The following is a 21,279-nucleotide window of genomic DNA, read 5'->3' as shown; positions in this document are numbered from 1 at the left end:
TCGGCGTGTGCTTCCGAAAGGAAGCGGCCGATCCGGCCGCGGCCCGGACCCCGCGAGGCCGGTCCGGGCCGGCCTCGAAACGAGGAGGCCCGGTCTCGCCGCGAGACCGGGCCCCGATCGCTCCCCGATGCCGGCGGCGCCGGCCCTCACTCGCCCCCGATCGCGGCCTTCGTGCGCGACCACCAGCCGGCCCGCTTCGGCCGGTCCGGGTCGGGCGGCGTCAGCACCACGGCGACCGGCTCGGGCTCCGGCGCGGCGGGCGCCTGCTCGGGCTCGGGCGCCTGGATGGCGTCGGCCCTGACCGCCTCGCGCTCGGTGGCGGTGAGGTCGGGCATCTCGGCGGGGCTCGCCGGGGCCACCGCCTCGGGCGAGGGGCCGCTGATCTCGCCCACCGCGACGATCTCCTCGGCCAGCGCATCCTGCGCCAGGGTGCCGGCGGGATCCGCCTCGGCGGTCTCGCTCGCCCCGACGACGACCTCGTCGCCGATATGGCCGACCTCCGCCTCCTCGTGGCGGTCGCGGCTGCGCCCGCCGCGGCGCCCGCGCCGGCGGCGGCGACCGCCGCCCTCGTCGCCCTCGCGGGCGATCACGGCCTCGCCGCCCTCGGTGATCGGGATCGTGACCGGGCCCTCGCCCGGCTCCTCGTCACCCTCGGGCCCGGCGGCGGGCAGGCCCGTCTCCTCCCCGGCGGCCTCCTCCCCGGCGGCCTCGTCCCCGGCGGCCTCGTCCCCGACAGCCTCCTGCCCGGCGGTCTCGGTCTCGCCCTCGATCTCGCCGGGGCGGCCCTCGCCGCGCCCGCGCCGCCGCCGGCGCCGGCGGCGACGGCGGCCGCCGCCCTCGTCCTCGGTGCCCGCACCCCCGGCCTCGCCGGCCTCCTCGGCGGCGCCCTCGGCCTGCTCGAGCGTCTCGTCCTCCTCCTCGTCCTCCTCCTCCAGGGGCGGCGGCTGCACCGCCTCCGCCCGGATGCTGGTGACCGGGAGGCGGGGCTCCGGCGGCTGCGCGGGCTCGCCCCGGTCGAGGTGGAAGGCCGAGGTCGGCGGCAGGCGCTCGTCGGCCGACACCGTGATCGACACGCCGAAGCGCGTCTCGAGTTCGCGCAGGTGCCCGCGCTTCTGGTTGAGGATGTAGAGCGCCACGTCCGTGCGGGTGCGCAGGATCAGGTTGTGGCTGCTCGACTTGATCAGCGCCTCCTCGATCGCCCGCAGGATCTGCAGGGCGACCGACGAGGTGGCGCGCACGAAGCCCGAGCCGCCGCAATGCGGGCACGGCACCGAGGAGGATTCGAGCACGCCGGTGCGGATGCGCTGGCGCGACATCTCCAGCAGGCCGAAGGGCGAGATCCGCCCGACCTGGATGCGGGCGCGGTCGTCCTTCAGGCACTCGTTCAGCTTGCGCTCGACCGCCCGGTTGTTGCGCTTCTCCTCCATGTCGATGAAGTCGATGACGATCAGCCCGGCGAGGTCGCGCAGGCGGAGCTGGCGCGCCACCTCCTCGGCGGCCTCCAGGTTCGTCTTGAGCGCGGTGTCCTCGATGTCGTGCTCGCGGGTGGCCCGGCCCGAATTCACGTCGATCGAGACGAGGGCCTCGGTCGGGTTGATGACGAGGTAGCCGCCCGAGCGCAGCGCGACGTGGTTCGAGAACATCGCGTCGAGCTGCTGCTCGACGCCGTAGCGGGCGAAGAGCGGCGTCGGGTCGCGATAGGGCTTCACGACCTTGGACTGGCTCGGCATCAGCATGCGCATGAAGTCCTTGGCCTCGCGATAGGCGTCGTCGCCCGCGACCAGAACCTCGTCGATGTCCTTGTTGTAGAGGTCGCGGATGGCGCGCTTGATCAGCGACCCCTCCTCGTAGACGAGGGCGGGCGCCGAGGACGAGAGCGTCAGCTCGCGCACGCTCTCCCACAGCCGCATCAGGTACTCGAAGTCGCGCTTGATCTCGGGCTTGGTGCGCGAGGCGCCGGCGGTGCGCAGGATGACGCCCATCCCGTCCGGCACCTCCAGGTCGGCCGCGATCTCCTTCAGGCGCTTGCGGTCGGCCGCGCTCGTGATCTTGCGCGAGATGCCCCCGCCCCGGCCGGTATTGGGCATCAGCACCGAGTAGCGGCCGGCCAGCGACAGGTAGGTGGTGAGCGCCGCGCCCTTGTTGCCGCGCTCCTCCTTGACGACCTGCACCAGGATCACCTGCCGGCGCTTGATGACCTCCTGGATCTTGTAGTGGCGGCGGGGCGCGCGGGGCCGGTCGGGGATCTCGGCGAGCGCGTCGCCGCGGCCGCCGACCTGCTCGACCACCGGCTCCTCCTCGTCGCCCTCGCCCTCGTCCTCGCCGTCCTCGTCGTCCCCTTCCTCGTCCTCGTCCTCGTCCTCGTCCTCGGAATCGTGCTCGTCCGCGTGGGCGGCCTCGGCATGCGCCTCGTCCGCCTCCTCGTCGTGCTCGTCCGCGTCGTCCTCGTCCTCATCCTCGTCGGCGTCCGTCGCGTCGTCCGATCCCGGGGCCGTTTCGGCCGCGGTTTCCGGCGCGGCCTCGGCGGCCTGGTCGGTCGGGGCAGTGTCGATCGCCGCGAGCGTCTCGGCCGGGGGCGCGGCCTCGGCCGCCGGGGCGGCGTCGGGCTCCGGCGCGACCTCGGCCGCCGGCGCGGCGGCCTGGTCGGCCGCCGAAGTGGCCGTCGGCGCGGCGGCCTGGTCGGCCGCCGAAGTGGCCGTCGGCGCGGCGGCCTGGTCGGCCGCCGAAGTGGCCGTCGGCGCGGCGGCCTGGTCGGCCGCCGAAGTGGCCGTCGGCGCGGCGGCCTGGTCGGCCGCCGCGGGCGCGTCCGCCGTCACGGCAGCGGGCTCGGCCGGCGCGGGTTCCGGCGCCTCCGGGGCCGCCGCGGCGCCCTCGCTCCCGGGGGCCGCGTCGCCGGGCGCGGCCTCGGCGACCGGCTCCCCGCGCGCCTCTCCGGCGGGCGCCGAGGCGGTCTCGGCGGCGGGATCCTCGCCGCCCTCGACCTCCAGACCCTCGACCTCCAGACCCTCGGCCGGGGCGCTCACCACCGGATCGGCCTTGGCCGAGGCGGCCTCGGCGCGCCGTCCGCGCCGGCGCCGGCGGCGGCGGTCGTCGGAGGCGCGCTCGTTGCGCTCGGGGCGCTCCTCCTGCTCGCGCTCGGCCCGGGCGTCCTCCTCCAGGAGGGCGAGCCGGTCCGCGACCGGGATCTGGTAATAGTCCGGGTGGATCTCGCTGAAGGCGAGGAAGCCGTGCCGGTTGCCGCCATATTCCACGAAGGCGGCCTGCAGCGACGGTTCGACCCGCGTGACCTTGGCGAGGTAGATGTTGCCGCGCAGCTGGCGGCGGTTAGCGGCCTCGAAGTCGAATTCCTCGACCTTCGAACCCTTGACCGTCACCACCCGGGTCTCTTCCGGGTGGGAGGCATCGATGAGCATCTTGTTGGCCATGACGAACTTTCGGCATGGCGAGTGACGGCAGCAAAGCTCGACCGAGCCGGCCCGGCGGTGACGCCGGCCTCCGGAAGGCTCTCATGGGCCGCGATCCTGCGATCGCGGCGGCTGATTTCGTGCTGGGTTTGCCGTCAATCGCCGCTGCGCGCGGTCTCGCGCGCGGGGGGTTGACCACGGTCGGGGGCAGGGGGCGCGGAAGGGCGCGACGCCGGATGCGCGCGCTCGGAACGGCAGCGACGGAACCCGAAGCTGTGCGTCCGCGCATACTCCCACCGACCTCTCGAAACGACGGGCCGACGCTCGCGGGGAGGCCGGCCGGCGATGAACTGGCGGCGACGCCGCTCCATGAAGCGCGTCACCGTCGCGAAAGCGACTCCTGCCCGGCTCTGGGGCTGATCCGTCTGACGGCGGGCCGGCGATGGGCCTGGACCCGGCCTCCCCGCGGAGGCCGGACAGGTCCGCTGGCCGCGACGGGAGCCGGCGGCGGGCGGGGGTCAATACCAATACAGAGGCTTCGACCGGATTGGCAAGCCGGATCGTCGCAGGGAAACGGCGCGGAGCGCGGCCGAGACCGGGCGGAGCGGCGCCCGGCCCGTCCGGCGCCGGGTCTCCCCGGCCCGTGACCAAGGGGAAGCTGTCCGCGGCGGGCGGGCCGAGTCCGGCGGGGCCCGGCCCCGGCAGGGCCCCGCCGCGACGGCGTCCGGCCTCGGGCGCGCCGGAGCATTTGTCCCCGCCCGCGTCCCGCGCTAGACCCCCTCCACCATGTCGCACAACAGCTTCGGCCACCTCTTCCGCGTCACGACCTTCGGCGAGAGCCACGGCCCGGCCCTCGGCTGCGTCGTGGACGGCTGCCCGCCGCTGATCCCGCTCGACGCCGCCGAGATCCAGGCGGAACTCGACCGCCGCCGGCCCGGCCAGTCGCGCTTCACGACGCAGCGGCGCGAGCCCGACGCGGTGCGCATCCTCTCGGGCGTCTTCGCGGACGACCGCACCGGCGGGCGCCAGCTCACCACCGGCACGCCGATCGCGCTGATGATCGAGAACGTCGACCAGCGCTCGAAGGATTATTCCGACATCCGCGACACCTACCGGCCCGGCCACGCTGACTACACCTACGAGGCCAAGTACGGCATCCGCGACTACCGGGGCGGCGGGCGCTCCTCGGCCCGGGAGACCGCCGCCCGGGTGGCGGCCGGCGCCATCGCCCGCAAGGTGCTGCCGGGCGTGACCATTCGCGGGGCGCTGGTGCAGATGGGGCCGCACGCCATCGACCGCGCCCGCTTCGACTGGGCCGAGGTCGGCAACAACCCGTTCTTCTGCCCCGACGCCGAGGCCGCCGCGCGCTGGGCCGAGGTCCTGGACGGGGTGCGCAAGGACGGCTCCTCGCTCGGCGCCGTGATCGAGGTGGTGGCGGAGGGCGTGCCGCCGGGGCTCGGCGCCCCAGTCTACGGCAAGCTCGACGCGGACCTCGCCGCCGCCATGATGTCGATCAACGCCGTCAAGGGCGTGGAGATCGGCGACGGCTTCGCGGCCGCCGCCCTGCGCGGGGAGGAGAACGCCGACGAGATGCGCCCGGGCCACGGCGGCGCGCCGAGCTTCCTCGCCAACCACGCGGGCGGAATCCTGGGCGGCATCTCGACCGGCCAGGCCGTCGTCTGCCGCTTCGCGGTCAAGCCGACCTCCTCGATCCTCACGCCCCGCGCCAGCGTCACCCGCGACAACCGCCCGACCGATGTGCTCACCCGGGGCCGCCATGATCCCTGCGTCGGCATCCGGGCGGTGCCGGTCGGGGAGGCCATGATGGCCTGCGTGCTGGCCGACCACGTCCTGCGCCACCGGGGCCAAGTCGGCGCTCATCCCGCCGGCGCTCATCCCGCCGGCGCTGATCCCGCCGGCACCCATCCCGGCGGCCCGGGCGGATTTCAGCCAGGCTGAAACGCCCGGCAGATTTCAGTTTCGCTGAAAACACCGGCCCGCTATGGTGCGGCCCGTGAAACTCGGCGACTGGCTTCGGCAGCAGGGCGTGTCCCGCACCACCTTCGCGCGCCGCTGCGGGCTCTCTCCCGCGGCGGTGACGGGCCTGTGCAACAATCCCGGCGCCTGGCTGTCGCGCGAGACGGCGGCGCTCGTGGCCCGCGAGACAGGCGGCGCCGTCACCCCGAACGACTTCCTGGGCCTGAGCCCCCCGCGGCAGGAGATGCCCATGCCCCACGCTTCCGTCGTCGAGACCATCGAGGCCTTCGCCCGCGGCGAGATCGTGGTCGTCACGGACGACGACGACCGCGAGAACGAGGGCGACCTCGTCGTCGCGGCCTCCCTCTGCACGCCGGAGAAGATGGCCTTCATCATCCGCAACACCTGCGGCATCGTCTGCGCGCCGATCACCGGGCCGGAGGCCAAGCGCCTGCGGCTCGAGCCGATGGTGGCCTCGAACGACGCGCCCCTCGGCACCGCCTTCACGGTGACGGTCGACGTCAAGCACGGGCTCACCACCGGCATCTCGGCCGAGCAGCGCTGCAACACCGTGCGGGCGCTCGCCAACGGCAACATGGGCGCGGCGGATTTCGTGCGGCCCGGCCACGTCTTCCCGCTGATCGCCCGCGACGGCGGCGTGCTGATGCGCTCCGGGCACACGGAGGCGGCGGTCGACCTCTGCCGCCTCGCCAAGCTGCCGCCGGTCGGGGTGATCTGCGAACTCGCCAACGACGACGGCACCGTCATGAAGGGGCCGCAGATCGAGGCCTTCGCGGAGGCGCACGGCCTGCGCCGGATCTCGGTGGCCGACCTCATCGCCTACCGGCAGGCCCGCGAGAAGCTGGTCGAGCGGGTCGGCACCTTCCCGGTCAAGACCGAGTGGGGCACGCTCACCGGCTACGCCTACACCACGCCCTTCGACCCGATGCAGCAATTCGCCTTCGTGCACGGCCGCATCGGCGACGGGCGGGACACGCTGGTGCGCCTGCACCGCTCCAACGTGGTGGCGGACGTGATCGAGGGCGGCCGGGCGATCGCCTGCGTGATGCGCCGCTTCGCCCAGGAGGGGCGGGGCGTCCTCGTCTACCTGCGCGACGGCACCGCGGGCGTGCCGCCGACCACGTTCCGCGAGGAGCAGACCGAGGCCGAGGCGGCCCGGGTGCGCCAGTGGCGCGAGATCGGGCTCGGCGCGCAGATCCTGCGCGACCTCGGGGTGGTGTCGATCCGCAACCTCGCCACCGCCTCGCGCTCGTATGTCGGCCTCTCCGGCTTCGGGATCGAACTCCTCGGGGACGAGCCGCTGGAATAGCGGCCGGGGCCGATGCCCTCGCGCGGCTGCGCCACGCGCATCCGCGGGGTCAGGTGGTCTCGGGGGTCAGGTGGTCTCGGGAGTCAGGTGCTCTCGGGCCGGTCCGCGGCGCGCGCCGCGCGGGTCGATACCGGGGACCGCGGCGCGGTCGTCACCACCGAGCCGGTCCGCCCGCGCCCGCCGGGCCCGGAGGCGCGCGGCGCATCCTGGAGGATCTTCCCGTCATCCGCCGCGCCCTGCCGCCGCTGACCTGCCTGCCCTTCGGCGAGCCGCAGCGGCGCCGGGCCGTGGTGCTGCTGGAGCGGGAGGAGCGCCCGGCCCAGCGCCTCGCCGGCGCCCTCGCGGAGGCGGTGCGGGCGGCCGCGCAGGCGCACGGCCCGCCCAACCCTTGAGCGCGGCTCGAGGGCAGGACGAGATCTTCGCGTTTTTCCTCAAGCGGCGAGGTCCCTATGGTCGCCGCATGATCGGCACCGTCCTCCTCGCACTCCTCCCCATCGCACTCCTGATCGGGCTCGGCGCCGGCCTGCGCCGGACCGGCTTCCTGGCCGAGAGCTTCTGGCCGCAGGCCGAGCGCCTGGGCTACTACCTGCTGCTGCCGGCCCTGTTCGTGCACGGGCTCGCGACGGCGCGGCTCGACGGCGTGCCGGTGGCAGGCCTCGCGGCCGTGCTGGTCGCCTCGACCCTGGCGGTGGCGGCCCTGCTCGTGGCCCTGCGGCCCCTCCTCGGCGGCAGCGGCGCCGCCTTCACCTCCGTCTTCCAGGGCGGCGTGCGCTTCAACAACTACGTGGGCGTCTCGGCCGCGGCGGGCCTGTTCGGCGCGCAGGGCGTCGCGCTCGCGGCGGTCGCCAACGCGGCGATCGTGCCGACCGTGAACGTGCTCTGCGTGCTCGTCTTCGCGCGCTTCGGCGCCGGCGGGCGCCCGCGGCCGCTCGCGCTCGCCCGCCAGCTCGCCCTCAACCCGCTGCTCGCGGCCTGCCTGATCGGCATCGCCCTGCAGGCCACGGGACTCGGCCTGCCGCCCGGCCTCGACGCGCTGCTGCGCAGCCTCGGCCAGGCCTCGCTGCCGCTCGGCCTGCTCTGTGTCGGGGCGGCCCTCGACCTCTCGGCGGCCCGCGCCTGGCTGCGGCCGGTGCTGGTCGCCTCGGCGGCGAAGTTCGTGCTGATGCCGGCCGCGACCCTGATGGCCTGCCGGATCACGGGCCTGCAGGGCAGCGCGGCGGCGACCGCCCTGCTGTTCCAGGCGCTCCCGACCGCCTCCTCGTCCTACATCCTGGCCCGCCAGCTCGGCGGCGACGCTCCCCTGATGGCCGGGATCACGGCCGCCCAGACGGTCCTGGCCGGGGCCGCGATCCCGCTCGTGCTGCTCGGCCTGCTCGGGCTCGTGGGCTTCTAGGCTGGCACGGGGCGCTTCGGCCGAGATCGTCGGTCCCGCATCGCTCCCGCCGCCGGACCGGTGAGCGCTCCGGCGAGGGCGGCTCAGCGCCCCATCAGCGCCTCGACATGGGCGGCGACGGAGCGCGACAGGCCGTCGAGGTCGTAGCCGCCCTCCAGCACCGAGACCACGCGCCCGCCCGCGTGCCGGTCGGCGAGGTCCATCAGCCGCCGCGTCGTCCAGGCGAAATCGGCCTCGGTCAATTGCAGGTTGGCGAGCGGGTCGCGCCAATGGGCGTCGAAACCGGCCGAGATCACGATGAGGTCGGGGTGAAAGGCGTCGATCCGCGGCAGGATCGCCGTCTCGAAGGCCTCGCGGAAGCGCTCGCCGTCGTCGCCCGGGCGCAGGGGCGCGTTGACGATCGTGTCGTGGTCGCCCCGCTCCGAGGTGGCGCCGGTGCCCGGGTAGAGCGGCATCTGGTGGGTCGAGCAGTAGAGCACCGACTTGTCGCGCCAGAAGATGTCCTGCGAGCCGTTGCCGTGGTGCACGTCCCAGTCGACGAGGGCGACGCGCTCGGCCCCGTAGGCCTTCCGGGCGTGGCGGGCCGCCACCGCCGCCTGGTTGAAGAAGCAGAAGCCCATCGCCCGGCGGCGCTCGGCGTGGTGGCCCGGGGGCCGCATGGCCGCGAAGGCGTTCGCCACCTTGCCGGACATCACCTCGTCCACCGCCTGCACGGCCGCGCCGAGCGAGCGCAGCACCGCCTCCAGCGTGCCCGGCGACATCACCGTGTCGGAATCGATCGCCACCAGCCCCTCGCGGGGCGAGGCCTCGGCGATCGCCGCCACGTATTCCTCGGGATGCGCGAGCGTGGCGACCGAGAGTTCCGCCCGCGGCGCCTGCTCCCGCACCAGGGCCGAGAAGCGCTCATCCTCGAGCGCGCGCTCGATGGCGCGGATCCGCTCGGCGCGCTCGGGATGACCGTGCGGCGTGGCGTGGTCGAGGGAAGCGGGGTGGCAGAGATACAAGGTCGTCATGCCTGGTTCGGCCCGCGGGGCCCCTCCCTGTCTGGTCCCTCCACCGTGGCAGGAGGCTGACCGCGACGCAACACGCGCCGTCAATCGTGCGGGCGGGCGGGGCGCCGCCTTCGCGGATGAGCAGCGGGGGGCTAATCGTAAGCATTGGTCAACCATGACGCGAACAGGCTGGCCGAAATCCGGATCGATCCCATGCGCCGCCCCGTCCCCGCCCTCGTCCTCACCGCCGCGCTCCTGTCGGGCTGCAGCTACAAGAGCATCCCCGACCCGACGCTCTCGGCGCAGGACGCGGCCTGGATGGCGATGGTGCCGGACGGGGAGACCGATCCGCGCTTCGCCCGCTACCTGATCGACGACCCGACCGGCGAGCCCCCCGGCACCATCGTGGTCGAGACGAGGGAGCGCCAGCTCTACTTCGTCCTGCCCGAGCGCAAGGCCATCCGGTACGGCGTCACCGTGGGCGACGAGGCCTACGGCTGGACCGGCACCGCCCGGGTCTTCCGCAAGGCGGCGTGGCCCGACTGGAACCCGCCGGCCGAGATGGTCAGGCGCTGGCCGCACGTCCACCCGATGAAGGGCGGGCCGGCCAACCCGCTCGGCGCCCGCGCCCTCTACCTCGCGGACGGCGCCCGGGACACGCTCTACCGCATCCACGGCACCAACGAGCCGGAGCGGATCGGGCAGGCCGCCTCCTCGGGCTGCATCCGCATGCGCAACATCGACGTGGTCGACCTCTCCAACCGCGTCGCGTCCGACGCGAAGGTCATCGTGCGCTGAGCCGGCCCGCAAGATTCTCGCAACGCTGCCTCCTTGCTCAAGCTTAACCTGAACGCTGATTCAGATTCAGGCGTTAACCGGTGAGCGGATCACCGGCGTGCATAGTCCTTCTCACGCAGGGACAAGCACCGGCATCCAAAAAAGCCGGGGAGGCACGACAGATGATCAAGTTCTCGCTGCAGGATTTCTGTAACCGTATGGTCGCGAAGGGTGAGATCGGGCCGGGCGACGTGCGCGAACTGGCCCGCACGATCCTCCCCGAGGGGCTCGGCAGCCGCGAGGAGGCCGACATGCTGATCGCCCTCGACCGGGCGGTGCCGGGCGCGGATGCCGACTTCGCCGACTTCCTGGTCAGCGCCGTGGTCGACCTCGCGGTCTGGGGCGAGCGCCCGACCGGCTACGTCGACGCCGAGACGGCGCGCTGGCTCTGCGCCTCCCTGTGCTGCGGCACGGGCCCGACCGCGACCGGCGCCCGCATCGCCGTCGAGGTGGTGCGCGAGGCGCACTCCGCCGACCCGGCCCTGGTGGCCTTCGCGCTCAGCGCCAACCGCCTGCGCGCCCTCGCCGAGGAGCCGGCGCCGCGGCCCGCCCTCGCCGCCTGACCGGGCCCCGGGCTAGGCCGGAGGGAGGGGGCGCGCCGCCACCGCCCCATCCTTTTCGCTGCTTTCGCGGCGCGCGCCGATGCTTTAACGGGAATTGAGCTTGGGCGTTGACGCCCCGGTCTCATCCTTCCCACGGCTCGAGTGCGCGCTTCGATGTTCGACAAGATCCTGATCGCAAACCGGGGCGAGATCGCCTGCCGCATCATCAAGACGGCGCGCCGGATGGGGATCAAGACGGTCGCGGTCTATTCCGACGCCGACCGCGACGCCGTGCACGTGGCGATGGCCGACGAGGCCGTCGCGATCGGGCCGGCGCCCGCCGCGCAATCCTACCTGGTGATCGAGAAGATCATCGCGGCCTGCCGGCAGACCGGCGCCCAGGCGGTGCATCCGGGCTACGGCTTCCTCTCCGAGCGCGAGGCCTTTCCGAAGGCCCTGGCCGAGGCCGGGATCGTCTTCATCGGTCCCAATCCCGGCGCGATCGCCGCGATGGGCGACAAGATCGAGTCCAAGAAGGCGGCCTCCGCCGCCGAGGTCTCGACGGTGCCGGGCTTCCTCGGCGTGATCGAGGATCCCGCGCACGCCGTCCGGATCGCCGATGAGATCGGCTACCCGGTGATGATCAAGGCCTCGGCGGGCGGCGGCGGCAAGGGCATGCGCATCGCCCACTCGGCCGAGGAGGTAGCGGAGGGCTTCGCCCGCGCCCGCTCGGAGGCGGCCTCCTCCTTCGGCGACGACCGCGTCTTCGTCGAGAAATTCATCACCGATCCGCGTCACATCGAGATCCAGGTCATCGGCGACAAGCACGGCAACGTGATCTACCTGGGCGAGCGCGAGTGCTCGATCCAGCGCCGCAACCAGAAGGTCATCGAGGAGGCGCCCTCGCCCCTCCTCGACGAGGCGACCCGCCGCAAGATGGGCGAGCAGGCGGTCGCCCTCGCCAAGGCGGTGAACTACGATTCCGCCGGGACCGTCGAGTTCGTCGCCGGCCAGGACAAGTCCTTCTACTTCCTGGAGATGAACACCCGGCTGCAGGTCGAGCACCCGGTGACCGAGATGATCACCGGCCTCGACCTCGTCGAGTTGATGATCCGGGTCGCGGCCGGCGAGAGGCTGCCGCTCTCCCAGGCGGACGTGAAGCTGAACGGCTGGGCGGTCGAGAGCCGCGTCTACGCCGAGGACCCGACCCGCAACTTCCTGCCCTCGATCGGCCGGCTCACCACCTACCGGCCGCCGGCCGAGGGGGCGCTGGGCGCCGCGACGATCCGCAACGACACCGGCGTCGAGGAGGGGAGCGAGATCGCGATCCACTACGACCCGATGATCGCCAAGCTGGTCAGCTGGGCGCCGACCCGCGCCGAGGCGATCGGCGCGCAGGCCCAGGCCCTCGACGCCTTCGCGATCGACGGCATCCGGCACAACATCCCGTTCCTCTCCGCCCTGATGCAGCATCCGCGCTGGCAGGAGGGCCGCCTCTCGACCGGCTTCATCGCGGAGGAATTCCCCGGCGGCTTCGAGGCGCCCCGGCCCGCCGGGAAGGTGGCCCTGCGCATGGCCGCGGTGGCGGCGGCGATCGACCACATGCTCAACGAGCGCAAGCGCGGCATCTCGGGCCAGATGCGCGACCCGGGGCACCTGCGCTTCGAGCGCGACCGGGTGGTCTGGCTCGGCGACCAGCGCTTCGAGGCGACGGTCGAGACCTCCGCGGCGGCCCCGGTCGGGGCGACGGCGGTCGCCTTCGCGGACGGCACGACCTGGCCGCTCGAGAGCGACTGGCGCCCGGGCGATCCGGTCTGGACCGGGACGATCGGCGGGGCCCGGGCGGCCGTGCAGGTGCGCCCGCTCCTCAACGGCGTCTTCCTGCAGCATGCGGGCGCGGCGGCCGAGGCCCGGGTCTACACCCGCCGCGAGGCCGAACTCGCCGCCCTGATGCCGGTCAAGGAGGTCGGCGGCTCGGGCAAGCAGCTGCTCTGCCCGATGCCGGGCCTCGTGAAGAGCATCATGGTCGCGCCCGGCCAGGAGGTGAAGGCGGGCGAGCCGCTCGCCATCGTCGAGGCGATGAAGATGGAGAACGTGCTGCGGGCCGAGCGCGACGCCACGGTGCAGACCATCCAGGCCAAGGAGGGCGACAGCCTCGCGGTCGATGCCGTGATCCTGGAATTCGCCTGAGACCGGACCCGCCGTGCCGCTCTACTTCGCGTACGGCTCCAACATGGACCGGGCCGCGATGGCCCGGCGCTGCCCCGCCTCCACGCCGCGGGGCATCGGGCGCCTCCACCGCCACCGCCTCGTCATCATGCGCGAGGGCTACGCCTCGGTGACGCGCGATCCCGGCGCCACCGTCTGGGGGCTCGTCTGGGACCTCGCCCTCTCCGACGTGCCGGCCCTCGACCGCTACGAGGGGGTGGCGAGCGGCCTCTACGTCAAGGCGCAGCAGCCGGTGGTGACCGGGGAGGGGGTGCGCCGCGCCCTGATCTATCTCGGGCGCGGCCAGGGCGGCGTGCCGCGGCCGGGCTACCTGGAGGGGGTGATCGCCGCGGCCCGGCAGGCGGGGCTGCCGGAGAGCTACTGCCGCGGCCTCGCCGCGCTCGGCCGCTGAGGCGCGGCGCGGGGTCAGGCCGCCCGCAGCGTCTCCAGGAAGCGGCCGACCTCGTGGGACAGCTGCGCGGATTGCTGCGAGAGGGTGGAGGCCGAGGCGAGGACGCGGTTCGCCGCCTCGCCCGTCGCCTCGGCGGCGTGGGCGACCCCGGTGATGTTCGCGGTGACCTCGCCGGTGCCGGCAGCCGCCTGGGTCACGTTGCGCACGATCTCCTGGGTCGCCGCGCCCTGCTGCTCCACCGCGGCGGCGATCCCGGAGGCGACGCCGCTGATCTCCCGGATGCGCGAGGAGATCGCGTCGATGGCCGCCACGGCCTCGCCGGTCGAGGTCTGGATGCGGCCGATCTGCGATCCGATCTCGTCGGTGGCCTTGGCGGTCTGGTTGGCGAGTTCCTTGACCTCGGCGGCGACCACCGCGAAGCCGCGCCCGGCCTCGCCGGCCCGCGCCGCCTCGATCGTCGCGTTCAGCGCGAGAAGGTTGGTCTGGCCGGCGATCGTGGTGATCATCGCCACCACGTCGCCGATCCGCGCGGCGGCGCTCAACTCCTGCACCAGGGCGGCGGATTGGCGGGATTCCTCGACGGCGCTGCGCGACAGGGTCGCCGAACTCTGCACTTGGCGGCCGATCTCCGCGATGGAGGAGCCGAGTTCCTCCGAGGCCGCCGCGACGGTGCCGACGTTGCTGGCCGCCTGCTGCGCGGCGCTCGCGACGGTGGCCGATTGCGCCGCGGTCTCGGAAGCGGTGCCGGCCATGGCCTCGGCCGTGCCGCGCAGGTCGGCCGCGGCCGCGGTCACGGCCCCGATGATCCCGCTCATCGCGCTCTCGAAGCGCTCGGCCATGGTCCGCATCGTTGCGCGCCGCTGCTCCTCGGCCCCGGCCCTGGCCAGCGCGGTCTCCTCCTCGAGCGCCCGCGCCCGCTGCATCGTCTCCTTGAAGACCTGAACCGCCGCCGCCATCGCGCCGAGCTCGTCGCCGCGCCCGGTGAACGGCACCGCCACCTGCAGATCCCCCGCCGCGAGGGTGCCCAGGCAGGCGGAGAGGTCCCGCACCGGCCGGGCCACGAAGCGCGCCGAGAACACCGCCGAGCCGATGAGGACCAGGATGACGGTGCCGCCGACCGCCAGCCCGATCAGGTTCGCGGATTCCACCGTGGCGGCCGTGTTCAGGCGCGCCTCGGTGGCGAAGCGCTGGGCGTTCGTCACCGAGGCATTGCCGGCCTGCTCAAGCTTGAGGCCGACCCGCTGCCGCTCGGCCGCGAGCTGCGCGAGCCTGTTCGCGTCCAGGCGGCGCGACCCGTCCTCGAAGCGGATCGCCGCGGCGCCCGCCGTGGCGAGGTCGGCGAAGCTCGCGAGGCTGGTCTGGAGCTCGCGCAGCACGTCGGGCAGCAGCGCGATGCGGATCGGCTCGTCCAGGGCCGCGACCCCGGCATTCCGGGATGCGCGGATCTGGTCGGTCGCTTGCGCCAGCTGGCCGGCCGTCTCGGCCGCCAGGATGTCCTGGGCGGCGGACCGGATCTGGGCGTGCGACAGGCGCGCCTGCTGGATCCCGTCCAGGATGACCTGCTCGCGCCCCGCCGCGGCATTGGCCGCGGCGATGCGCTGGGCGCTGGCCCACTGGTTCGCCACGAGTCCCGAGACCAGCGTGATCCCGAGGGCGGCTGCCAACGATAGTTTCTTGCCGATCGATAGCTGCATGATTGCTGATCCCAAGCGCGCTGCGGCGGAGGCGTGGCTCGACGATTGGAAGCGCCGACGGAACTCGGCGAGGGAACCAACACCCGGCCGCGCTGACCCTGGGTCATGAGAGTGAAGAAAATCTTTCGCCAGATCACCCGCGGAGGTCGTCAAAGGAGCGCCCTCTCGTCCCGGGCGCAAGTCGTCGCGCGTCTCCGGCGTCGCGGCCGTCATCGCGAGATCTGGTCCCGGCGAGGTCGGCCCGCTTGCTCAGCTTCGAATCATGCCCCGGGAGGGTATAAAACCCTGGATGGGACCGCGACGCGCGGCGCGCATCTTTCCTGCGATTGTGACCGCACCGCGGTTGAACGCGTCGCGCCGACGTCAGCGCCGCGCGGAACCGGAGCGCGCGCCAAGGCGCGTGGGGCGAGGGTTTCGGCCCGGGATGCGGGCGTGGCGTTCCGATGCCGGGCCCGGGGCCCGGCGCAGGTCCGAGCCCGGCCTCGGGCTCATCTCCGGTGACGGGTCTCGGTCCGGCCCCGCGCCGCGGCGGCCGAGCCCGCCCGCTCAGCGCCCCCTGAAGAGCGGGTGCTCCACCTTGTCGCCCGCGCGGATTCCGAGCTTGGCGGCGGTGCCGGCGTTGAGTTCGAGCACGGCCAGGATCGGCCCGCCCGACGGGATCACCCGGGTCGAGAGCGGCTCGGTGTCGGCGGCGATGCGCGACACCGTCCCGTCCGCGCGGATGAACAGCATGTCGAGGGGCAGGTAGGTGTTCTTCATCCACATGGTGACGGGCGCCACCTGGGCGAAGTCGAACAGCATGCCGTGGTCCGGCGCCATGCTGCGGCGGAACATCAGCCCCTGGGCGCGGCCCGCATCGTCGCGCATCACCTCGACCTGGAAGGCGTGGCGCCCGCTGCGCGAGACGATGGAGAGCGGCTCGGTCGGACCCTCCGCCCGCACGGGCGCGGCCAGGAGGGTGAGCACGAAGGCGAGGGCGGCGAGCGCCGCGGCGGTGTGGGGCCGCGTGAACCGGAGCGACATCGGCGGGGAGCTAGTGCGAGGCCGGCAGGCTGCCATCGGCGAGGCGCACCTCGGCGGCCATCAGCCCCTTCGAGCCGTCGCCGTAGCGCACCATCACCCGCTCGCCGGGCTTCAATTCGGCGATGCCGTAGCGGCGCAGGGTCTCCATGTGGACGAAGATGTCCGGCGTGCCCTCGCCGCGGCTGAGGAAGCCGAAGCCGCGCAGGCGGTTGAACCACTTCACGACCGCCGTCTCGAGCCCGCTTGTCGGCACCACGGTCACGTGGGTGCGCGGCATCGGCAGCTCGGCCGGGTGCGTGGCGGTCGACTGGTCGAGGGAGACCACCCGGAAGGCCTGCCAGCCGCGCGCCCGCTGCACCGCCTCCACGACGATGCGCGCGCCCTCGCTGGCGCTCTGGTGCCCGTCCCGCCGCAGGCAGGTCACGTGAAGCAGAACGTCGGGCGCGCCGCTGTCCGGCACGATGAAGCCGAAGCCCTTGGCGACGTCGAACCACTTGATGCGGCCGCTGATCTCGACGAGGTCCAGCGGCGCGTCCGCTTCGCCGTCCGCGGCGCGCTTGGCGCTGGCCTCGAACGTGCTCCCCGGCCTTGGGCCGAGCGGGCCTGAACCGACTTCGTCCGACATCGTAAGCAACCCACACCGAATCGCGCGCGGCGATTCACCCGGGAGCTTAACAAAGTCATGACTCCGGGGAAGCCCGAATCATCGCCTAATCCAGCCCGCCGCCGGGCGAAACGGGCCGAATCGGGCGCCATCCGCGCCGGCCCTGCATGGCGGGCGGGCAGAACGCGGCCCGGCTGGCCATCGCCCCCGCGCGCCGCGCGGGCCCCGCGGCGGAACCGCGCGCTCGTGTCGCAGGCGATGGCCCGCATGTCGCAGGGGTCGACCGCGGCCCGCGGCTCGTCTAGGAGCGCCGCGCCGAACGCAGCCGAGGCCCCCTTGCCCCGCTTCCCCGTCGCGGCCCTTCGCCGCCTTCTGGCCGCCCCGGCGGCGGGCCGCCTCGCCGTGATCGACGCGGCGCGCGGGGCGGCGCTCGCCGCGATGGCGCTCTACCACGCCACCTGGGACCTCGGCTTCCTGCGGCTGACGCCCGAGAACCTCGCGCTGACGCCGCCGGGCCGCGCGGCGGCGCACGCGATCGCCGGGAGCTTCCTGGTCCTCGCCGGCGTGAGCCTCGTCCTCGCCCAGGGCAAGGTCTTCCGGCCCGGCCCCTTCCTGGGGCGGCTCGCGCGCATCGGGGCGGCCGCCGCGGGGATCTCGCTCGCCACCCGGATCCTGTTCCCGGAGAGCTGGATCTTCTTCGGGGTCCTGCACTGCATCGCCCTGTCGAGCCTGCTCGCCCTGCCGGCCCTGCGCCTGCCGCCGTGGCTCGTCGCGGCCGCGTCGGCGGCGATCCTGGCCGCGCCGGCGCTCCTCGACGCCCCGGCGCTCGCCGCGCCGTGGGTCCTTCCCGCGCCGCTGCTCCTCGTCCTCGGCCTCGCCCCCGAGGTGCCGGCCACCAACGACTACGTGCCGATGATCCCCTGGTTCGGCTGCGTGCTCGCGGGCGTCGCCCTCGGGCGGATCGCCCGGCCCCGCCTCGCCGCGTCGCGCCTCGGGGCGTGGCGACCGGCCTCGCGGGGGGCGCGGCTGCTCGCCGGGGCGGGGCGGCGCAGCCTCGGGATCTACCTCCTGCACCAGCCGCTGCTGCTCGCCCTCCTGTCGGGCGTGGCGGCTCTGACCGGGCCGCATCCGCGGGCCGGCGAGGCGGGCTTCCGGCGCGACTACGCGCAGACCTGCGCGGTGGCGGGCGGCAGCCCCGCGCGCTGCCGGGCCGCGGCACGCTGCCTGCTCGGACGGCTGCGCGAGGACGGTCTGTGGCAGGCCGCCGGGCAGGGCGCCCTGTCCCCCGCGCAGCAGGCCCGGGCCGTGGCCCTGTCGCAATCCTGCTACGACGGGGCTGCCGAGTGACCCCGGCGGGTCAGTCCTTGGCGCGCTCCACGTAGGAACCGTCCGCGGTCATGATGACGACGCGGGTCCCCGTGGTGATGTGGGGCGGCACCAGGGTGCGCACGCCGTTCGAGAGCACGGCGGGCTTGTAGGACGAGGAGGCGGTCTGGCCCTTGGTGACCGGCTCGGTCTCGACGATCTCGAGGGTCACGCGCTGGGGCAGCTCGATGGCGAGCGGCACGCCGTTGTGCAGCGAGAGCATCACCGCCATGCCCTCCTGCAGGTAGGCGGCCTGGTCGCCGATGACGTCGTCGGGGACCGCCACCTGCTCGTAGGATTCCGGGTTCATGAAGTGGGAGCCCTCGCCGTCCTTGTACAGGAAGGTGTGCTCCCGGTCCTCCACGAAGGCTCGCTCCACCTGCTCGGTGGTGCGGTAGCGCTCCGAGACCTTCACGCCGTCGGTGATGCGGCGCATGTCGAGCTGCGTGACCGGGGTGCCCTTGCCGGGATGGATGTTCTCGGCGGAGAGGATCACGTAGAGGCGGCCGTCCTTCTCGACGACGTTGCCTTTGCGAAGCGAGCTGGCGATCACCTTCACGGGTCGGGTCCTAACAGCGAGCGTTGACAGAGACGGTCGGCGTCCCGCAAGCCGCTGGCGAAAGCGGGAGCCCGAGCGCCCGCCCTATCGCATCTGACGCGCGACCGCCAGTCGCGACCGGTTCCGACCCGATGACCTCCGCCTCGCCCTGGTGGGCCCCCCACGTCCACGCCGACCGCCGGCCCCGCCTGCTGGCCCGCAACCGGATCAAGGCCGCCCTGCGCGCGTGGTTCGCGGAGCGCGGCTTCGTCGAGGTCGAGACCGCCGCCCTGCAGGTCTCTCCGGGCAACGAGACCCATCTCAGCGCCTTCGCCACCCGGGCGATCGGGCCGGACGGCCGCGGCCAGCCCCTCTACCTCCACACCTCGCCGGAATTCGCCTGCAAGAAGCTGCTGGCGGCCGGGGAGCGGCGGCTCGTCGTCTTCGCGCCGGTCTACCGGAACCGGGAGCGCGGCCCGCTGCACCATCCGGAATTCACCCTCGTCGAGTGGTACCGGGCGGGGGACGGCTGCGAGGCGCTGATGCGCGACTGCGCGGCGCTCCTCGCCCGGGCGGCCGAGGCGGCCGGGGCGGAGCGGCTGCGCTACCGCGACCGGGAGGCCGACCCCTTCGCGCAGCCCGAGCGCCTGACGGTCGCGGAGGCCTTCGCGCGCCATGCCGGGATCGACCTCCTCGCCACCGTGGCGCCGGACGGCGCCACCGACCGGGAGGGGCTGCGCGCCGCCGTGACCGCTTCCGGCATCCGCACCGCACCCGACGACACCTGGGCCGACCTGTTCAGCCGCGTCCTCGTCGAGCGGATCGAGCCGCACCTCGGGCTCGGGAGGGCGACGATCCTGTGCGACTACCCGATCCCCGAGGCGGCGCTGGCCCGCCCGAGCCCGGCCGATCCGCGGGTCGCCGAGCGCTTCGAGCTCTATGCCTGCGGGGTCGAACTCGCCAACGGCTTCGGCGAACTCACCGACGCGGACGAGCAGCGCCGCCGCTTCGCCGCCGAGATGGACGAGAAGGAGCGCATCTACGGCGAGCGCTACCCGGTGGACGAGGACTTCCTCGCCGCCCTGGCGCGGATGCCGGAGGCGAGCGGCATCGCGCTCGGCTTCGACCGGCTGGTGATGCTCGCGACCGGCGCGCGCCGCATCGAGGAGGTGATCTGGACCCCCGTGGCGGAGCCCGGCCGGTGAGCCGTCGCACCCTGCGCGACCCCGCCTCCCTGGTCGAGGCCGGGCTGGTGCCGCGGGCCGCGCTCCCCGCCCTGGAGCGGGTCGCCTCCCGCTACGCGGTCGCGGTGACGCCCGCGATGGCGGACCTGATCGAGACGCCCGAGGACGGGATCGGCCGCCAGTTCCTGCCCCGGGCCGAGGAGCTCGACGCGGCGCCCGGCGAGCGGGCGGACCCGATCGGCGACGCGGCCCACGCGCCGCTCCCGGGCATCGTGCACCGCTACCCGGACCGGGTGCTGCTGAAGCCCTTGCACGTCTGCCCGGTCTATTGCCGCTTCTGCTTCCGGCGCGAGGTGGTCGGGCCCGACGGGATGGGGGCGCTGAGCGAGGCGCAGCTCGACGCGGCCCTCGCCTACGTGGCGGCCCGGCCGGAGATCTGGGAGGTGGTGGTCACCGGGGGCGACCCGTTCCTGCTCAGCCCCCGCCGCCTGGAGCGGATCGGCGCGGCCCTCGCCGCGACCGACCACGTCCGGGTGCTGCGCCTGCACACGCGGGTGCCGGCGGTGGAGCCGGAGCGCGTCGACGCCGCCCTGGTGGCGGCCCTCAAGCGCTTCGGCCGGGCGGTCTTCGTGGCGCTGCACGCCAACCATCCGGGCGAGTTCACGCCGGCCGCGCGCGCCGCGATCGCGCGGCTCGTCGATGCGGGCATCCCGCTCGTGTCGCAATCGGTGCTGCTGCGCGGCGTCAACGACGATCCCGAGACGCTGGCCGCGCTGATGCGGGCCTTCGTGGAGAACCGGGTCAAGCCCTACTACCTCCACCACGGCGACCTCGCGCCGGGCACGGGCCACTTCCGCACGAGCCTGCCCGTGGGGCAGGCGCTGATGCGCGGCCTGCGCGGGCGCGTCTCCGGCCTCTGCCAGCCGACCTACGTGCTCGACATCCCGGGCGGGCACGGCAAGGTGCCGGTGGGGCCCGCCTACCTGGAGCCGCGGCCGGGCGGCTTCACCGTGACCGATCCGGAGGGGCGCGCCCACGCCTATCCGCCCGAGGGAGACGAGCGATGCGCAGACTCTGGGGACGGCTGAGTTCGGTGAACGTGCAGAAGGCGGTCTGGGCGCTCGAGGAGCTCGGCCTCGCCTGCGAGCGGGTGGAGGCGGGCGGGGCCTTCGGGCGCGTCCGCGACCCCGACTACCTCGCCCTGAACCCGAACGGCCTCGTTCCCGTCCTCGAGGAGGACGGCTACGTGCTCTGGGAATCGAACGCGATCCTGCGCTACCTCGCCGAGGCACACGGCCCCGCGGCGGCGGCGCGGGGCGGCGTCGCCCTGATGCCGGAGGAGGAGCGGGCGCGCGGCCACGTCCACCAGTGGCTCGACTGGCAGGCCACCACCTTCACGCCCGCCATGCGCGACGCCTTCTGGCAGACGGTCCGCCTGCCCGCCGAAGGGCGCGACCCGGACCTGATCGCCCGCTCGGTGGCGGCGGGCGAGGCGGCCGCGGCGATCCTCGACGCGCATCTCGCGGGCCGGCCCTTCGCGGTCGGGGACGCCTTCACGGCGGCCGACATCGCGCTCGGCTGCGCGGCCCATCGCTGGCTGCACCTCGCCGTCCCGCGCGAGCCCCGGCCGAACCTGCAGGCCTGGTATGCGCGGGTCGCGGCCCGGCCGGCCGCCGCGAAGGTGCTGACCGTTCCGATCACCTGAGCGGCCGCCCGGCCGGCGGCGGCGGGCCTTCTGCGGCGCCCGCCCATCCGCTAAGCCCCTCGCCCCAGCCT

At 74.1% G+C, this 21,279-nt stretch carries 18 protein-coding genes; 11 read left to right on the top strand and 7 right to left on the bottom strand.

All coding sequences use genetic code 11. The features are described 5' to 3' along the window. Positions 1–146: 146 nt before the first annotated feature. Positions 147–3,425 carry an Rne/Rng family ribonuclease gene (locus tag M446_RS01920; RefSeq protein ID WP_012330379.1) on the bottom strand — a complete coding sequence of 1,093 codons (3,279 nt, stop codon included), beginning with the start codon at positions 3,423–3,425 and terminating at the stop codon, positions 147–149. 765 nt (positions 3,426–4,190) lie between these two features. On the opposite strand from M446_RS01920, the gene aroC reads away from it, so the two are divergent. Both aroC and ribB read left to right on the top strand, forming a co-directional pair. Beyond that, entirely contained in the window at positions 4,191–5,363 is a 1,173-nt protein-coding gene (aroC, locus tag M446_RS01915) for a chorismate synthase (RefSeq protein ID WP_012330378.1), read from the top strand. Between the two features lie 268 nt (positions 5,364–5,631). Continuing rightward, positions 5,632–6,711, top strand: coding sequence for a 3,4-dihydroxy-2-butanone-4-phosphate synthase (ribB, locus tag M446_RS01910; RefSeq protein ID WP_043701993.1), 1,080 nt, complete (start codon positions 5,632–5,634; stop codon positions 6,709–6,711). Between the two features lie 83 nt (positions 6,712–6,794). Here ribB and M446_RS36670 read toward each other — a convergent pair whose 3' ends face one another. Then, positions 6,795–7,085: a hypothetical protein gene (locus tag M446_RS36670; RefSeq protein ID WP_018262824.1), complete on the bottom strand. Its 291-nt coding sequence runs from the start codon at positions 7,083–7,085 to the stop codon at positions 6,795–6,797. Between the two features lie 86 nt (positions 7,086–7,171). Here M446_RS36670 and M446_RS01900 point away from each other — a divergent pair, with 86 nt between their 5' ends. Then, on the top strand, positions 7,172–8,104 hold the full coding sequence (locus M446_RS01900) for an AEC family transporter (RefSeq protein WP_012330376.1): 933 nt from the start codon (positions 7,172–7,174) through the stop codon (positions 8,102–8,104). An 83-nt stretch (positions 8,105–8,187) separates the two neighbouring features. Here the strand turns inward: M446_RS01900 and M446_RS01895 are convergent, their stop codons facing one another. After that, positions 8,188–9,117: a histone deacetylase family protein gene (locus tag M446_RS01895; RefSeq protein WP_012330375.1), complete on the bottom strand. Its 930-nt coding sequence runs from the start codon at positions 9,115–9,117 to the stop codon at positions 8,188–8,190. A gap of 192 nt (positions 9,118–9,309) precedes the next feature. Here M446_RS01895 and M446_RS01890 point away from each other — a divergent pair, with 192 nt between their 5' ends. The 4 genes from M446_RS01890 (at position 9,310) to M446_RS01875 (ending at position 13,095) form a co-directional block, all read left to right on the top strand. Continuing rightward, positions 9,310–9,894 (top strand): L,D-transpeptidase, encoded by a 585-nt coding sequence (locus M446_RS01890; protein WP_012330374.1) that lies wholly within the window; start codon positions 9,310–9,312, stop codon positions 9,892–9,894. A gap of 161 nt (positions 9,895–10,055) precedes the next feature. Continuing rightward, positions 10,056–10,496 carry a hypothetical protein gene (locus M446_RS01885; protein WP_012330373.1) on the top strand — a complete coding sequence of 147 codons (441 nt, stop codon included), beginning with the start codon at positions 10,056–10,058 and terminating at the stop codon, positions 10,494–10,496. Positions 10,497–10,649: 153 nt separating this feature from the next. After that, complete coding sequence (locus M446_RS01880) at positions 10,650–12,665, top strand: acetyl/propionyl/methylcrotonyl-CoA carboxylase subunit alpha (RefSeq protein WP_012330372.1); 2,016 nt, start codon at positions 10,650–10,652, stop codon at positions 12,663–12,665. 13 nt (positions 12,666–12,678) lie between these two features. Then, positions 12,679–13,095 carry a gamma-glutamylcyclotransferase family protein gene (locus tag M446_RS01875; RefSeq protein WP_012330371.1) on the top strand — a complete coding sequence of 139 codons (417 nt, stop codon included), beginning with the start codon at positions 12,679–12,681 and terminating at the stop codon, positions 13,093–13,095. A gap of 14 nt (positions 13,096–13,109) precedes the next feature. Here the strand turns inward: M446_RS01875 and M446_RS01870 are convergent, their stop codons facing one another. The 3 genes from M446_RS01870 to M446_RS01860 all read right to left on the bottom strand — a co-directional run bounded on the left by M446_RS01870 (position 13,110) and on the right by M446_RS01860 (position 16,437). After that, positions 13,110–14,789, bottom strand: a complete 1,680-nt coding sequence (locus M446_RS01870; protein WP_012330370.1) for a methyl-accepting chemotaxis protein — start codon at positions 14,787–14,789, stop codon at positions 13,110–13,112. A gap of 546 nt (positions 14,790–15,335) precedes the next feature. Beyond that, the gene (locus M446_RS01865; RefSeq protein ID WP_012330369.1) at positions 15,336–15,812 is read right to left on the bottom strand and encodes a DUF192 domain-containing protein; all 477 of its coding nucleotides are present in this window, start codon (positions 15,810–15,812) and stop codon (positions 15,336–15,338) included. Between the two features lie 10 nt (positions 15,813–15,822). Beyond that, positions 15,823–16,437, bottom strand: a complete 615-nt coding sequence (locus M446_RS01860; RefSeq protein WP_012330368.1) for a cold-shock protein — start codon at positions 16,435–16,437, stop codon at positions 15,823–15,825. A 315-nt stretch (positions 16,438–16,752) separates the two neighbouring features. Between M446_RS01860 and M446_RS01855 the strand changes: the two genes are divergently transcribed. Then, positions 16,753–17,763 carry a heparan-alpha-glucosaminide N-acetyltransferase domain-containing protein gene (locus tag M446_RS01855; RefSeq protein ID WP_012330367.1) on the top strand — a complete coding sequence of 337 codons (1,011 nt, stop codon included), beginning with the start codon at positions 16,753–16,755 and terminating at the stop codon, positions 17,761–17,763. 10 nt (positions 17,764–17,773) lie between these two features. Here the strand turns inward: M446_RS01855 and efp are convergent, their stop codons facing one another. Then, positions 17,774–18,340 carry an elongation factor P gene (efp, locus tag M446_RS01850; protein WP_012330366.1) on the bottom strand — a complete coding sequence of 189 codons (567 nt, stop codon included), beginning with the start codon at positions 18,338–18,340 and terminating at the stop codon, positions 17,774–17,776. A gap of 131 nt (positions 18,341–18,471) precedes the next feature. Here efp and epmA point away from each other — a divergent pair, with 131 nt between their 5' ends. From epmA to M446_RS01835, 3 genes are read left to right on the top strand one after another with little or no spacing between them, the layout of a single operon-like run. Next, on the top strand, positions 18,472–19,524 hold the full coding sequence (gene epmA, locus M446_RS01845) for an EF-P lysine aminoacylase EpmA (protein ID WP_012330365.1): 1,053 nt from the start codon (positions 18,472–18,474) through the stop codon (positions 19,522–19,524). Beyond that, entirely contained in the window at positions 19,521–20,591 is a 1,071-nt protein-coding gene (locus M446_RS01840) for a lysine-2,3-aminomutase-like protein (RefSeq protein WP_012330364.1), read from the top strand. Before epmA ends, M446_RS01840 begins: the two co-directional genes overlap by 4 nt. Then, positions 20,567–21,208, top strand: a complete 642-nt coding sequence (locus tag M446_RS01835; protein ID WP_012330363.1) for a glutathione S-transferase family protein — start codon at positions 20,567–20,569, stop codon at positions 21,206–21,208. The genes M446_RS01840 and M446_RS01835 overlap by 25 nt, the downstream gene beginning before the upstream one ends. Positions 21,209–21,279: the final 71 nt, after the last annotated feature.

The sequence above is a fragment of the Methylobacterium sp. 4-46 genome (assembly GCF_000019365.1).
In the GTDB taxonomy this organism is placed as follows: Bacteria; Pseudomonadota; Alphaproteobacteria; order Rhizobiales; family Beijerinckiaceae; genus Methylobacterium.
Note: the sequence above shows the minus strand (reverse complement) of the source record. Positions and strands in the feature narration are given on the sequence as shown.